Source organism: Streptomyces sp. NBC_00647 (genome assembly GCF_045207245.1).
Taxonomy (GTDB): Bacteria; Actinomycetota; Actinomycetes; order Streptomycetales; family Streptomycetaceae; genus Streptomyces.
On sequence record NZ_CP109040.1, the window covers coordinates 5924127 to 5938181 of the forward strand.

The 14055-nt window shown below is 71.2% G+C and carries 17 protein-coding genes; 10 read left to right on the forward strand and 7 right to left on the reverse strand.

The genetic code is table 11. The features are described 5' to 3' along the window. Positions 1 to 97 precede the first annotated feature (97 nt). From OG788_RS26035 to OG788_RS26045, 3 genes are all read right to left on the reverse strand, one after another. Positions 98 to 556, reverse strand: coding sequence for a nucleoside deaminase (locus tag OG788_RS26035; RefSeq protein ID WP_406373797.1), 459 nt, complete (start codon positions 554 to 556; stop codon positions 98 to 100). Positions 557 to 714: 158 nt separating this feature from the next. Beyond that, the gene (locus OG788_RS26040) at positions 715 to 1887 is read right to left on the reverse strand and encodes an abortive phage infection protein (RefSeq protein ID WP_406376846.1); all 1173 of its coding nucleotides are present in this window, start codon (positions 1885 to 1887) and stop codon (positions 715 to 717) included. A 207-nt stretch (positions 1888 to 2094) separates the two neighbouring features. Next, positions 2095 to 3087 carry a zinc-binding alcohol dehydrogenase family protein gene (locus OG788_RS26045; RefSeq protein WP_406373799.1) on the reverse strand — a complete coding sequence of 331 codons (993 nt, stop codon included), beginning with the start codon at positions 3085 to 3087 and terminating at the stop codon, positions 2095 to 2097. Positions 3088 to 3224: 137 nt separating this feature from the next. Here OG788_RS26045 and OG788_RS26050 point away from each other — a divergent pair, with 137 nt between their 5' ends. Together OG788_RS26050 and OG788_RS26055 are read left to right on the forward strand one after the other, a co-directional pair. Further along, entirely contained in the window at positions 3225 to 3590 is a 366-nt protein-coding gene (locus OG788_RS26050) for an ArsR/SmtB family transcription factor (RefSeq protein WP_406373801.1), read from the forward strand. Between the two features lie 184 nt (positions 3591 to 3774). Beyond that, positions 3775 to 4806, forward strand: coding sequence for a DMT family transporter (locus tag OG788_RS26055; protein ID WP_406373803.1), 1032 nt, complete (start codon positions 3775 to 3777; stop codon positions 4804 to 4806). Here the strand turns inward: OG788_RS26055 and OG788_RS26060 are convergent. Together OG788_RS26060 and OG788_RS26065 are read right to left on the reverse strand one after the other, a co-directional pair. Beyond that, a complete protein-coding gene (locus OG788_RS26060) occupies positions 4691 to 5596 on the reverse strand; it encodes a LysR family transcriptional regulator (protein WP_406373805.1) in 906 nt (301 codons plus the stop codon). The two genes, OG788_RS26055 and OG788_RS26060, sit on opposite strands and share 116 nt — an antisense overlap. Position 5597: 1 nt before the next feature. After that, positions 5598 to 5996 carry a PLD nuclease N-terminal domain-containing protein gene (locus OG788_RS26065; RefSeq protein ID WP_351548339.1) on the reverse strand — a complete coding sequence of 133 codons (399 nt, stop codon included), beginning with the start codon at positions 5994 to 5996 and terminating at the stop codon, positions 5598 to 5600. A gap of 88 nt (positions 5997 to 6084) precedes the next feature. On the opposite strand from OG788_RS26065, the gene OG788_RS26070 reads away from it, so the two are divergent. From OG788_RS26070 to OG788_RS26105, 8 genes are all read left to right on the forward strand, one after another. Beyond that, positions 6085 to 7536: a menaquinone biosynthesis decarboxylase gene (locus tag OG788_RS26070; RefSeq protein ID WP_351548342.1), complete on the forward strand. Its 1452-nt coding sequence runs from the start codon at positions 6085 to 6087 to the stop codon at positions 7534 to 7536. Beyond that, the gene (mqnP, locus tag OG788_RS26075) at positions 7533 to 8435 is read left to right on the forward strand and encodes a menaquinone biosynthesis prenyltransferase MqnP (RefSeq protein WP_356754756.1); all 903 of its coding nucleotides are present in this window, start codon (positions 7533 to 7535) and stop codon (positions 8433 to 8435) included. The genes OG788_RS26070 and mqnP overlap by 4 nt, the downstream gene beginning before the upstream one ends. Positions 8436 to 8466: 31 nt before the next feature. Next, positions 8467 to 9156, forward strand: a complete 690-nt coding sequence (locus tag OG788_RS26080) for a UbiX family flavin prenyltransferase (protein ID WP_406373808.1) — start codon at positions 8467 to 8469, stop codon at positions 9154 to 9156. Between the two features lie 115 nt (positions 9157 to 9271). Continuing rightward, positions 9272 to 9727, forward strand: a complete 456-nt coding sequence (locus OG788_RS26085; protein ID WP_028805064.1) for an Lrp/AsnC family transcriptional regulator — start codon at positions 9272 to 9274, stop codon at positions 9725 to 9727. 83 nt (positions 9728 to 9810) lie between these two features. After that, complete coding sequence (gene mqnE / locus OG788_RS26090) at positions 9811 to 10974, forward strand: aminofutalosine synthase MqnE (RefSeq protein WP_356754752.1); 1164 nt, start codon at positions 9811 to 9813, stop codon at positions 10972 to 10974. Positions 10975 to 10976: 2 nt separating this feature from the next. Beyond that, entirely contained in the window at positions 10977 to 11510 is a 534-nt protein-coding gene (locus OG788_RS26095; RefSeq protein ID WP_406373811.1) for a GNAT family N-acetyltransferase, read from the forward strand. A gap of 84 nt (positions 11511 to 11594) precedes the next feature. Further along, the gene (locus OG788_RS26100; RefSeq protein WP_351548359.1) at positions 11595 to 11903 is read left to right on the forward strand and encodes a DUF4229 domain-containing protein; all 309 of its coding nucleotides are present in this window, start codon (positions 11595 to 11597) and stop codon (positions 11901 to 11903) included. 80 nt (positions 11904 to 11983) lie between these two features. Then, positions 11984 to 12667: a TetR/AcrR family transcriptional regulator gene (locus OG788_RS26105; RefSeq protein ID WP_406373813.1), complete on the forward strand. Its 684-nt coding sequence runs from the start codon at positions 11984 to 11986 to the stop codon at positions 12665 to 12667. An 80-nt stretch (positions 12668 to 12747) separates the two neighbouring features. On the opposite strand, the gene OG788_RS26110 is transcribed toward OG788_RS26105, so the two are convergent. Both OG788_RS26110 and OG788_RS26115 read right to left on the reverse strand, forming a co-directional pair. After that, a complete protein-coding gene (locus tag OG788_RS26110) occupies positions 12748 to 12987 on the reverse strand; it encodes a hypothetical protein (protein WP_406373815.1) in 240 nt (79 codons plus the stop codon). 46 nt (positions 12988 to 13033) lie between these two features. Next, positions 13034 to 13984, reverse strand: a complete 951-nt coding sequence (locus OG788_RS26115; RefSeq protein ID WP_406373816.1) for a MaoC family dehydratase — start codon at positions 13982 to 13984, stop codon at positions 13034 to 13036. Between the last annotated feature and the right edge of the window lie 71 nt (positions 13985 to 14055).

Consider the following 14055-nt stretch of genomic DNA (forward strand, 5'->3'; position numbering starts at 1 on the left):
GGCGCCGGGACCGGTCGCGCCGGCCGGGGTGCCGGGACCGTCCCCGGCCGATTCCCCGGGAGCGGTCGAATCTGCGGGAACCGCCCCCGCGCTCGGGTCAATCACCGATGTCCTCGTTCCACAGGGCCGGGTTCTTGTTGATGAAGTCGCGCATCAGTTCCGTGCACGCGGGATCGTCGAGCAGCACGATCGCGACGCCGTGCTCGGCGAGCCAGTCGTGGCCGCCGTGGAAGGTGGCCGCCTCGCCGACGACGACCCGGGAGATCCCGAACTGCCGGACCAGGCCGCTGCAGTACCAGCACGGCGACAAGGTGGTCACCATGGTCGTACCCCGGTACGTCCGCTGCCGTCCCGCGTCGCGGAACGCGGCCGTCTCGGCGTGCGCCGAGGGGTCGCCGTCCTGGACGCGGCGGTTGTGGCCGCGGCCGAGAAGGGTGCCGTCCGCGCCGTACAGTGCCGCCCCGATGGGGATGCCGCCCTCGGCGAGCCCGGCGCGGGCCTCCGCCACGGCGGTGGCGAGCCACGCTCGGGCCTGCGCCTGATCGATGCGTTCCATGACTCCACTCTCCTGTGCGGCCCCACCCTCGTGGGGCCGGAACACGAGGGCAAGGTGCGGAAGTACCTTTCTGGCGCGTCAAGTTCGCCCGGCCGGGTCCGGTGCACGCCGGGAGCCCCGGGTTCTCGGCCGGGGCGGGCGGTCGCCGGTGGCGGCCGTCAGCGGTGGTGGGCACGTCCGTACTGCCGGGCCAGCGCGTGGAAGGCCTCCTTCGGCTCCCCGTGCACGCCCGAGGCCGGGTCGCCTGGGCGGTCCTCGATCGTCTTCACGAGGCTGTAGCTCGCCATGTCGAGGTCGTGGCGCGGGTCACGGGGCCGGTGCGGGGCGTCGCGGGTGACGAAGGTGTACGCCATCGCCGAGTACAGCCCCATCGCCTCGAACGCCGCCAGCACGTCCGTCAGATACGCGGCCTGCGTGCGCTCGCTGCGCACGAGACCGGCCTTGATCTCCGGCGGCTCCTTCGTGTAATCGACGACGTCCCAGCCCATGCCGCCCTGCTCCGGCGCGCCCTCGAAGGTGCAGCAGCCGAACTCCATGACGGCGACCGGCTTCCCGAAGCGGCGGTACGGGGCGAGGTCCCGGAGATAGTCCGACGGGCGCCGGAAGTACCCGTAGTAGTCGATGCCCACCAGGTCGAAGAGGCCCCAGTCGACGTCCTCGTCCTGCGCGGCGGCGTAGGTCAGCGGCCCGTGGAAGACGGACCGGCCCACCTTCGCGGCCTTCGCGGTGAACCGGCGCAGCCGCCGGGCCATGAGCACGGGGTCGAAGTCGCCCTTGAGCAGGTTCTCCACCCGCTCCTGGATGGTCGCGCCGGGCACGATGCCGGGGACGTACAGCACGAACTCGCAGCCGACGCTCAGGTGCACCCCGGCGCCCTGCCGCCGCAGCCGCTCGGCGTACCGGCCCGTCTCCGCGAGGTGGTCGAGGATCTCCCGCTCCGGCACGTCCCCGAGGGTCGGTTCGAGCCAGACGTCCAGCCCGCGTTCCGCCGCCTCGGCCGCGGTCGCGGTGAGCCGTTCGACACCGTCGCCGGTGACCTTGACGGAGTTGGCGTGCAGGTCACGGGCGACGGCGCGCAGGTCCGCGCGCATGCGCCGGACGTTCCACGCCGTCGCGGGCGTCTCCCCGGCACCGACCTCGTAGACGACACCCCGGTACGTCAGCCCGCGCCGCCCGACCGTCGCCCGCGGCCGCCCGGCGCTCCGCTCCCTCGGCCGTTCGGCTGCCGCCTCCGCCCGCCCCGCCGCCCCGACGGGCAGCGCCGACGCGCCCCCGACGGCCGCGGCCATCCCCAGAAACCGTGCCCGGCTGATCCCCGGCGTCCCCTGCATCGCGCCTCCCGACTTCCGCACCGACGGTCCTTCGTCCTGGACCCAGTCTGGAAAACGGAACGCCGCCCCGCCGTCCGCCGATGGTCTAGGGAGCGGGGCCGAAGGTATGCGCCGAGTGCGCCTCGGGAGGACTTCCGTCAGGGTCGTCCGGGGGACGTCAGCCGCTGTGCGGCCCGCGGACCGGGACGAAGGCCCGGTGGGTGGCGGTCACGGCCGCGACCGATCCGAAGTCGCCACCCGCAGCAGCAACTTCCCCGTGCTCGTCCGTGACCCCATCAGCGCGTGCGCCTCTCCGGCGGCCTCCAGGCCGAACTCCGCCGTCACCGGCAGGGTCACGGTGCCGTCGGCCACCTTGCGGAACGCGAGCGAGGCGATGTCGCGCAGGAGGGCCGGGGCCGTCCTGGCGAGGCCGAGGATCGAGAACCCCGCGACCGACAGGCCGGTGGGGTAGAGCTCCGGCTGGCCCACCGTCCAGGGCTCGGCCGAGCTCGCGTTGCCGAAGGAGACCAGACGGCCGAAGGGGGCGAGCGAGGCGAGGCTGCCGCGGAGGGTCTCACCGCCCACCGGGTCCAGGGCCAGGTCCACTCCGCGGCCGGCGGTCGCCGCGCGGACCTCGTCCGTGAAGGAGCCCACGAACACCTCGTCGTAGCCGTGGGCGAGGGCGTACTCGGCCTTGGGGGCGGCGGAGACGACGCCGTACACCGCGCCGGCCCCGGCCGCCTTCGCCAGCCGGCCCAGCACCGTGCCCACGCCGCCCGCCGCGCCCTGGACGAGCACCGTCTCGCCGGGCTGGAGCCGGCCCACGGTGTGCAGGAGGGCGTACGCCGTGGGCAGGACGGTGGGGAGCGTGGCGCCGGTGCGCAGGTCGATGCCGTCGGGCAGCGGGAAGACCGTCACGGCGTCGGCCACGGTGACCTCCGCGTACGCCCCGCCCTCCGTCAGCGCCGCGACCTCCTGGCCGACCCGCAGTCCCGTGACGTCCGGACCGACGGCCCGGATCCGGCCCGAGACCTCGAGTCCCGGCACGAAGGGGAGGCCCGGCACGCGGTAGCCCTCCGACCTCGCCTTGAGGTCGGCGAAGTTGACGCCCGTGTAGGCCACGTCGACGCTCACCTGCCCGGGGCCCGGCTCGGGGACCTCCGCCTCCACGACCCGCAGGACCTCGGGACCGCCGTACTCCTCGAACTGGACCGCACGCATGGCACACCTCTGGTTGTTGCCCGGCCGAACAGCCGGCGCTCCGCGCGGACTGTTCAATGAAAAGCGAACACTCGGGAGTGTATGGTTTTCATCGAACACTCGGCAAGCGGATCAGGGAATCACCAGGGGAGACCGGCGTGGCGGAGCGGACCAGTCATCGGGCGGCGCCCGAGCACACCCATCCGGACGAGGTCCCCGTGCAGGCCGCTCTCGCCGCCCTCGCCGATCCCGTACGGCTCCAGCTCGTCAGGGCGCTGGCGGAGTCCGCGGAGTGGAGCCGCAGCTGCGGCAGTTTCGACGTGCCCGTCGGCAAGGCGGCGCTCAGCCATCACTTCGCCGTGCTCCGCGGCGCCGGTCTCGTCGAACAGCGCGACGAAGGCCCCAAGCGGGTCAACCGGCTGCGCCGGGCGGAGTTCGACACCCGTTTCCCGGGTCTGCTCGCACTCGTCCTGCGCGAGGAGCGGTCCCGTGAGGAGCAGCCCCGCGAGGAGCGGTCCCGCTAGGGCGAGGGGGATTCGCTCCGCAGGAGGAGCGGAGGAGCGGAGGAGCGGAGGAGCGGAGGAGCGGAGGGGCGGGCGCCGGGTCCGGGGCGCCGACCGGCGCCCATCGGCGGCACCGATGGGGTCATCGGCAGGACGCCCCACCAGCGCGTGGCCCGCCCCCGGTCCCTACTCCTACCTTCGGGACATGACCTCCGCCACCGCAGTCGAGAACAAGGGCACCGCCCAGCTGACCGCCGCCATGATGCTCTCCGGCACCCTCGGCGTCTTCGTCGTCGAGTCCGGGGCCTCGCCCTTCAATGTCGTCTTCTTCCGCGTCCTGTTCGGCGCGCTCGCCCTCGGCGGCTACGCGCTGGCCCGGGGATACTTCCGGGGCCACGGCTTCACCCCGCGCACGCTCGGACTCGCCGTGCTCGGCGGCGTGTTCATCGTCTTCAACTGGGTCCTTCTCTTCCAGTCGTACGAGAACACCTCGATCTCCGTCGCGACCGTCGTCTACCACACCCAGCCGTTCTACGTGGTGCTGCTCGGTGCCCTGCTCTTCCGTGAACGGCTCACCGCCGCCAAGGTCGGCTGGATCGTCCTGGCCTTCGCGGGTCTGATCCTCGTCTCGGGCGTCTCCCCGGCCGACTTCGCGAACGGCGGCTCGTATCTCACCGGCGTCGGCCAGGCCCTCCTCGCCGCGCTCCTCTACGGGCTGTCCACCCTGGTCACCAAGCGCATCACCGGCGTCCGGCCCCACCTCATCGCGCTCGTCCAGGTCCTGGTCGGCATCCCGCTGCTGCTCCCCTTCGCCGACTTCGGCGCGATGCGCGGGACCGGCGCGGACTGGGGGTGGCTGGTCGGGCTCGGCATCGTCCACACGGGGCTGATGTACGTCCTGATGTACGCCGCGTACGCCAAGCTCCCGACCGCGAAGATCGCCGTGCTCGCCTTCACCTACCCGGCCGTCGCGATGGTCATGGACTGGGCCGTGTACGGCCACCACATCGGCCTCGTCCAGGCGTTCGGCGTCCCGCTGATCGTGACGGCCAGCCTGAAGGTCACGCTCCCCAGGACCGCCGGGACCGCCGGGACCGCCGGGATCTCCCTGGCCGGCCGGATCACTCGGGTCGGCCGGACTCCTCGGACACCAGTCGCCGCGCACGCTCCACGAACAGCCGCGCATGAGCCGGAAGCCGCTTCCCGGCCCGCCACGCCAGTTGCGTCCGAAGCGTGAACGGCGGTTCCCAGCACACTCGTACGAGCTCACCCCGCGCCAGTTCCGCGGCGACCGTCACCTCCGGCAGCAGCGCGATGCCGAGGCCGGCCGCCGCGGCCCGTTTGGTCGCCTCGATCGTGCCGAACTCCATGAACGCGACACGAGATCCTTCCGGCGCCCGGGAGTTGAGCTCCCGTTCGAACAAGTCCCGGTAGGCACAGCCCGGTTCGGTGGCGAGCAGCGGCCGGCCCACGAGATCGGCGGTGTCCGGTGCCGCGTCGGCCATCGGGTCTCCGGGGGCGGCGACGAGCGCCAGCGGTTCCACCGCCAGCACCGCGACCTCCAGACCCGGGTGCCCGGTCTCCTGCTCCATCAGAAAGCCGACGTCGTACGTGCCCTGGCGCAGCGCCTGGCGGGTCTCGTCGCCGATGGTCGTGCGCAGCGACAGCCGCACCCGGGGATGGCGGTGGTGGAAGAACTCGAGGAGCGGCAGGAGCCGGTACGAGGTGAGGGACTCCATCGTGCCGATGGTGAGCGTGCCGGAGGGCTCCTCGGCACCGACGACCGCGGCGCGTGCCTCGTCGGTCAGCTCGATGATCTGCCGGGCGTAGGGCAGCAGCCGTTCGCCCGCCTCGGTCAGCCGGATCCTGCTGCCCAGCCGGTCGAAGAGCTCCGTGCCGAGCGAGGACTCCAGGGCGCGGATCTGGCTGGTCACACTGGACTGCGCGTACGCCAGCTCGGTCGCGGCCCGGGTGAAGCTCAGCACGGTCGCGACCTTCTCGAAGGTCACCAGCAGGCGCAGTTCCATGTCAGGACTCTTCGTCGGACCTGCTCTGTTCCTCGCGCCGCTTCAGCTCCTCCTCGCGGCGCCGCAGGTCGGCCTCCCAGTCCTTCAGGAGGGACTCGTCCTTGCCGTTCTCGGCCTTGAGGGACTTGAGGAACTCGGGGTTGTCGTCAGGTGCGACGAACGTCGTCCGCTGGTTGCGGTGCCACTCGGAGGGCGTGGAGCCGCCCGCGGGACCCTTGCGGGTACGGCCCGCGACCAGCCAGGCGATCGGACCGACCAGCACCTCGCCGAAGAGCAGGATGATGATGACCCAGACCACCTTGGGCAGGCCCCTGACCTCTTCCTCCGGCGTGTTCAGGCAGTCGATGAAGGCGTAGATCCACAGCGCCAGGACCAGCAGAAAGGGCAGATACCTGAGCATGGCCGAACGATCCCCCAGTGAGCGACGGCGGGGCGGCACGGGGCCCCGGTGACGGGCACAGGGTAGCGGGTGGCCGATACTTGGACACATGGCTTACGACGATCTTCGCTCCCTGCTGAGGGCGCTGGAGCGCGAGGGAGACCTCAAGCGCATCAAGGCCGAGGTGGATCCGTACCTGGAGGTCGGGGAGATCGTCGACCGGGTGCAGAAGGCGGGCGGGCCCGCGCTGCTCTTCGAGAACGTGCGCGGGTCGGCGATGCCGCTCGCGATGAACGTCTTCGGAACCGACCGGCGTCTGCTGAAGGCCCTCGGCCTGAAGTCGTACGCCGAGATCTCCGAGAAGATCGGCGGACTGCTCCGGCCGGAGCTGCCGCACGGCTTCGTGGGCGTGCGCGAGGCTTTCGGGAAGCTCGGCGCGATGGCGCACGTACCGCCGAAGAAGGTCAAGGACGCGCCGGTGCAGGAAGTGGTGCTGCGTGGCGACGACGTCGACCTCGACGCCCTGCCCGCCCTGTTCACCTGGCCCGACGACGGCGGCTCCTTCTTCAACCTGGGCCTCACCCACACCAAGGACCCCGAGTCCGGCATCCGCAATCTCGGCCTCTACCGGCTCCAGCGGCACGACAAGCGCACCATCGGCATGCACTGGCAGATCCACAAGGACAGCCGCAACCACTACCAGGTGGCGGCCCGCAGGGGCGAGCGGCTGCCGGTGGCGATCGCCTTCGGGTGCCCGCCCGCCGTGACGTACGCCTCCACCGCCCCGCTGCCCGGTGACATCGACGAGTACCTCTTCGCGGGGTTCCTCCAGGGCAAGCGGATCGAGATGGTCGACTGCAAGACCGTGCCGCTCCAGGTGCCCGCGAACGCCGAGGTCGTCATCGAGGGCTGGCTGGAGCCGGGCGAGATGCTGCCCGAGGGGCCCTTCGGCGACCACACCGGGTTCTACACGCCGCAGGAGCCGTTCCCGGCGCTGACCATCGACTGCGTGACGATGCGGAAGCGGCCGCTGCTCCAGTCCATCGTGGTGGGACGGCCTCCGACGGAGGACGGGCCCCTGGGCCGGGCGACGGAGCGGTTCTTCCTCCCCCTGCTGAAGATCATCGTGCCGGACATCGTGGACTACCACCTGCCGGAGGCGGGCGGTTTCCACAACTGCGCGATCGTCGCGATCGACAAGAAGTACCCCAAGCACGCCCAGAAGGTGATGCACGCCATCTGGGGCGCCCACATGATGTCCCTGACGAAGCTCATCGTGGTCGTCGACTCCGACTGCGACGTCCACGATCTGCACGAGGTCGCCTGGCGCGCGCTCGGCAACACGGACTACGGACGTGACCTCACCGTCGTCGAAGGCCCGGTCGACCACCTCGACCACGCCTCCTACCAGCAGTTCTGGGGCGGCAAGGCAGGCATCGACGCGACGAAGAAGTGGCCCGAGGAGGGCTACACCCGGGACGGCGGCTGGCCCGAGATGGTGCTGTCCGACCCGGAGACGGCGGCGAAGGTCGACCGCCGTTGGAAGGAGTACGGGCTGTGAGTTCAGCTTCCGCGGCGCTTCCGCAGCCGGGCCGCACCAAGGCGTTCCTGCGCCTCGTCATGATCGAGCACTCGGTGTTCGCGCTGCCCTTCGCGTACATCGCGGCGCTGACGGCGATGTTCGCGTGGGACAAGAACATCCACTGGGGAAAGCTGCTCCTCGTCACCGTCGCGATGGTGGGCCTGCGCACCTTCGCCATGGCGGCGAACCGGATCATCGACCGCGAGATCGACGCCCGCAACCCCCGTACGGCCCATCGTGAACTGGTCACCGGCGCGATGAGCGTGAAGCACGCCTGGACGGGCGCGCTGGTCGCCCTGGTGGTCTTCCTCGCCGCGGCTGCCCTGCTGAACCCGCTGTGCCTGGCGCTGGCGCCCATCGCCGTCATCCCGATGGTCGTCTACCCGTACGGCAAGCGGTTCACGAACTTCCCGCAGGCCATCCTGGGTCTCGCCCAGGCGATGGGTCCGATCGGCGCCTGGATCGCCGTCACCGGCACCTGGTCCTGGGACGCCGTCGTCCTCGGTCTCGCGGTCGGCGTGTGGATCGGCGGCTTCGACCTGATCTACGCCTGCCAGGACGTCGAGACCGACCGCGAGATCGGCGTGATGTCGGTCCCGGCGCGCTTCGGCATCCCGGCCGCGATCCGGGGCGCGCGCGCCTGCCACGCGGTGACGACGGCGCTGTTCGTCTGGTACGGGGTGGCCACCGGGGCGGGTGCCTTCTTCTGGCTCGGCCTGGTGATCGTCGCGGGCGCCTTCCTCTATGAGCACTCCATCGTGAAGCCGCACGACCTCACCCGTCTGAACAGGGCGTTCTTCCAAGTCAACGGCTTCATCGGCATCGCTCTGTTCGTCTGCGCCCTGCTCGATCTTCTGGTGCGCGGGCTCACGGTCTGAATCCGCGCGGTGGCCGGATAGGCTCGACATCATGAAGCCAGGACAGACGCAGCGCCGGCCTTGGATCGTGGGGGTGTCCGGCGCGTCCGGTACGCCGTATGCGGCCGCGGTGCTGCGTTCGCTGCTGGAAGCGGGGGAGAGCGTCGATCTGGTCGTCAGCAGGGCCTCACGGCTCACGCTGCTCGACGAGACCGGCCTCCCGTTCCGCGACGCCCACTGGCGCGACGACCTGCGCGAGTGGCTGGCGCGCGGCGCCGACGGCAAGCCCGGCACCTTCGACGCCTTCGAGGAGCATCTCGACGGCGTACGGCACTGGAGCGCGGGCGACCTGGCGGCGGGGCCCTCGTCGGGCTCGTACCCGGCCAAGGGCATGCTCATCGTGCCCGCGTCCACCGCCTGTGTGGCCGGAGTCGCCCTCGGTCTCTCCAAGGACCTGCTGCAGCGGGCCGCGAGCGTCACGCTCAAGGAGGGGCGCAAGCTCGTCGTCTCCGTGCGGGAGACCCCGCTGAACGGGCAGACGCTGCGTCATCTGGTCTCCCTGGACGACGCGGGCGCGATCGTGCTGCCCGCCTCTCCGGCGTTCTACGCGGGCGCCACGCACATCCAGGACCTGGTGGACTTCGTCGCCGGGCGGGTCCTCGACGCGGCGGGCGTCGAACACGCGCTGTACCGCCGGTGGAAGGGCGAACTCGGCGGCGGTTCCCGGGGCGACACCACCTGAGGGACGCGCCCGAGGCGCCGGGCACCATCAGCAGTTCAGGACCTCTTCGGACCTCTCGACACCTCTCAGACTTCTCAGACCTCTCAAGACCTTTTCAGTGGAAGGCTTCGATCGCATGGACGCGGTGGACAGGCAGCTCATCCAGGCCCTGAGGGAGAACGGCCGGGCCTCGTACGCGGAGCTGGGGCGCCTCGTCGGGCTGTCGGGACCCAGTGTCACCGACCGCATCAACCGGCTGGAGGCGGCCGGCGTCATCACCGGATACCGCGCGACGGTCGACTCGGCCTCGCTCGGCCTCGGTGTCACCGCCCTGATCGGCATCTCGCTCTCCGACGCCGCCGACCACGAGGACGTGGCCCGGCGTCTGCGCGACCTCGGCGAGATCGAGGACTGCTGGTTCATCGCGGGCGACGACTCGTTCATGCTCAAGGTGCGGTCGAGCGACGTCGACGGTCTGGAGAAGACCATCCGGCGACTGTCGGGCACCAAGGGCGTCTCCCGTACCCGTACGACGATCGTGCTCTCCACGAAGTGGGAGAACCGGGTCGGAGAGCTGCCCGAGGAGGAGTAGGCGCGAACCCCCTGGTGGGGGCCCTTCGCCGGAAAGGCGGGGGAGTACGGTTGGCAGGGTTCGTCACAGGGAGAGGTAATCGCATGGATGTCGGGCTCAAGCGCGAGCTGGAGGACAAGGTCCGGGCCGGTGAGCGGCTCACCCGCGAGGACGGCATCGCGCTGTACGAGTCGGACGACCTGGCCTGGCTCGGCGGGCTCGCGCACGAGGTGCGCACGAGGAAGAACGGCGACGTCGTCCACTTCAACGTCAACCGTCACCTCAACATGACGAACGTGTGCACCGCGTCCTGCGCGTACTGCTCGTTCCAGCGCAAGCCGGGCGAGAAGGACGCGTACACGATGCGTATCGAGGAGGCCGTCCGTCTCGCCAAGACGATGGAGGGCGAGAACCTCACCGAGCTGCACATCGTCAACGGGCTCCACCCCAACCTGCCGTGGCGCTACTACCCGCGGTCGCTCAGTGAGCTGAAGAAGGCTCTTCCGAACGTCTCGCTGAAGGCCTTCACCGCCACGGAGATCCACCACTTCGAGACCATCTCGGGGCTGTCGGCCTCGGAGATCCTCGACGAGCTGATCGAAGCCGGTCTGGAGTCATTGACCGGCGGCGGCGCGGAGATCTTCGACTGGGAGGTCCGTCAGCACATCGTCGACCACCGCACCCACTGGGAGGACTGGTCGCGCATCCACCGCCTCGCGCACGAGAAGGGTCTCAAGACCCCGTGCACGATGCTGTACGGGCACATCGAGGAACCCCGCCACCGCGTGGACCACGTGCTGCGGCTGCGTGAACTCCAGGACGAGACCGGCGGCTTCCAGGTCTTCATCCCGCTGCGCTACCAGCACGACTTCGTGGACATGAAGGACGGCAAGGTCAGGAACCGTCTCCAGGCGCGCACCCAGATGGCGACCGGCGCCGAGGCCCTGAAGACCTTCGCGGTCTCCCGGCTGCTCTTCGACAACGTCCCGCACGTCAAGGTCTTCTGGGTCATGCACGGCGTCCAGACCGCCCAGCTCGCGCTCCAGCACGGCGCCGACGACATGGACGGCTCGGTCGTCGAGTACAAGATCACGCACGACGCCGACAACTACGGCACCCCGAACAAGCTGACCCGCGAGGACCTCCTGGACCTGATCCGCGACGCCGGCTTCCGCCCCGTCGAGCGCAACACGCGGTACGAGATCATCCGCGAGTACGACGGACCGGACCCGGCGCGCCGCGAGTCGCCGCAGCCCATGCGGGTCTGACCATGGCGCTGGTCTTCGACCTGGACCCGGCGGTCACCCCCGACCTCCGGGACGGTGTGGTCGCCCTCTGGGCGGACGTCTCGAACGCGGGCGGCTCCGTCGGCTTCGTGCCGCCGGTGACCGCCGGCGACGTGCGCCCCGAACTCGTGAAGCACTTCGTCGCCATGGCGGAGGGCCGCACCCGGCTCCTGGTCGGGCGGGACGAGGAGGGCGGCGTCGCCGCGACCGCCTTCCTCACGCTCAACACCCACCGGCTGATGCGGCACTGGGTCTGGCTGTACACCGTGATGGTGCACCCCCGGCACCAGGGCAAGGGGTACGGCCGGGACCTGCTCGCCGCGGCCGAGGACGCCGCGGGCCGCATCGACGGCATCGAGGCGATCCGGCTGACCTGCCGGGGCGGGGAGGGGCTCGAGCGCTTCTACGCCTCCTGCGGCTACAAGGAGGTCGGGCGGGTGCCCGGCGCGATCCGCGTCGCGCCCGGCGACGAGCGGGACGACATCACCATGCTGCTGTCCCTCGCACTGCGCGACTGAGGACCCCCTGCAAGATCGCCGTCCCGTCGTGCTTCACTGGACGGGACCCCTTTGGGAACGTTCGGAACGGAAGAGTGGATTGAGATGCTCCGCTACACACTGATGCGCCTCGGTATCTTCGTAGGCTGCCTCGTGGTCGTCTGGGGCCTCGTCTACTCGGGCATCGCCCCCCGCGGCCTGGGCGATTCCAACTACATGTGGGTCGTCCTGCTGTCCTTGGTGATCTCCGCGCCGATCAGCTTCGTCGTCCTGCGGGGGGAGCGCGACCGCGCCTCGGCCCAGGTCGTCGCCCGCGTGGACCGTGCCAAGGCCAACCTGGAGCGCAACCGCAACCAGGAGGACGCCGTCGTCGACGAGGCCGCCCACGGCAGCACCCCGACCCAGGCCTCCTGACGCTCCCGCTCCCCCGGAGCAGGGTCTCCTGACGCTCCTGTGCGTCCGGCCCGGCGCCGGCCGATCGTAGGCTTGCCCGCATGGGTGCTGTGAAGAACAAGCGGATGCCGCGCGCGGTACGCGAACAGCAGATGCTGGACGCGGCCGTACGGACCTTCGGACAGCGTGGGTACCGGGCCGCGTCGATGGACGAGATCGCCGAACTGGCGGGCGTGTCCAAGCCGTTGGTGTATCTGTACCTGAACTCGAAGGAAGACCTCTTCACCGCGTGCATCCGGCGTGAGGCCAAGTCGCTCACCGCCGCCGTCCGCGCCGGTGTCCGGCACGGACTGCCCGCCGACCGGCAACTCTGGGAAGGGCTGCGGGCGTTCTTCAGCCACACCGCCGAGAACCCGGACGGCTGGGCCGTCCTGCATCTCCAGGCCCGCACGCACGGTGAGCCCTTCGCGGCCGAGGTCTTCGCGATGCGCGAGGAACTGGTCCAGTTCGTCACGCAGTTGATCGTCGTCGCCGCGCGTGAGGCGCACCGCGATCCCTCGCTGCCCGCGCGCGAGGTCGCCGGGCTCGCGGAGGCGCTGGTCGGCGCGGCCGAGTCCCTCGCCGCGTGGGCCAACACCACCCCGGGTGTCTCGGCCCGGCAGGCCGCCGCCACCCTGATGAACTTCGCCTGGGCGGGACTCGGCACGCTGATGCAGGGACGGCCGTGGTCCCCGCCGGCCACGGGCGTCACGGAGATCCCGCCCCAGCCCGTCGCGGAGGTCTGACCCTCTGCCGGACGGCCTCTGACGCCCGGATGCTCGGGCGCGCCTCCGCCGCCGCAGGGGCCGTCCGCGTCGGGCGCAGGTCAGGCCTGGCCCCAGCGGCGCAGTGTCGGGGCGACCCTCTCGCGGCCCACGCGGTACAGGGCCTTGGCGCCGCTGCGCGCGGCCCGGCGGACGACCGCCCGCGGCGGGCCCGCGCCGCCGTCGCCCGGCCCGAGCGCCAGCGGCCGGCCCTTCACGTCGAGCCCGTTGCGCTCCAGGGTGCCGTCGAGGTACGCCCCCGCACGCTGCGGCGAGCAGTACGGCTGGGAGTTGTTGAGCAAGGGCAACCGTTGCGGCGCTTCCCGCCATGCGGTGTTCCCCCGAAGGTCACTCGCTCCGCGGGTGGATCGGCCGCACGTCGCCGGACAGATGGACCCGCTCGCCCGCCCGGAGCTCGAACGACGGGCCCCGCACGGCGTACGTCACCGTCCCGGGGAGCAGGACCGGCGCCCTGAACTCGGCCCGCACACCCACCGCTTGCTGCGGCCCGTACTCGGCGAGGCAGCGGGCGATAGTCCACATGCCGTGCGCGATGGCGCGCGGGAAGCCGAAGAGGCGGGCGGTGAGGGGGTGCAGATGGATGGGGTTGCGGTCCCCGGAGACGGCGCCGTAGCGACGGCCGACGTCCTGGGCGAGGTGCCACTCGGCGACGGCGGGCAGTGGCTGCGGCTCCTCCGGGGAGGAGTTCCGAGGGGCTTGCGGCGGGGTCCCGGGCGGCACACTTCGCGAGGTGTTCCGCGAGACGTTCCGCGGGGCGTGGCCCGGGGAGCCGTGCCGGGCGAGGTAGGTGCTCCTGGACTCCCACACGAGCCTGCCGTCGCTCCGCGCCTCGGTCAGCACGGTCGCCTCGGTGCCCCGCCGGTGCGGAGCCAATCCCTCCGCCCGCACGGCGAGTTCGTACTCCGCGGTCGCCGCGGGCCCCTGGTGCTGGGTGATCTCGATCGACGTGTGCACCAGCCCGAGCAGCGGCAGCGGGAACGCGCGCGCCGCCATGATCCGCATGGCCAGCGGAAAGGCGAGCACATGCGGATACGTGACCGGCAGGACGTCCGCGCCGGTCGCGAACCCGCACACCCGCTCGTACGCGGCGAGGTGGGCGAGGTCGACCCGTACACCGGAGAGGACGAGCCGGGTGGCGGGGACCGGGGCGTCCGGGCGGGGGCGCTTGAAGGGGGAGAGCGCGGCACCGCGGGCCAGCAGCGGGGTGAGTGAGGGGGGAGCGGCGAGGGTCCGGGTCCGGGACTCGGGGCCGGCGAAGCTCGGACAGCGGTCGGCCATGGTTCAGCTCCCAGCTCGGACGTAATTTTACTCTGGAGTAAGTTACCCGGGGTAAGGGTATGTCAGGACGG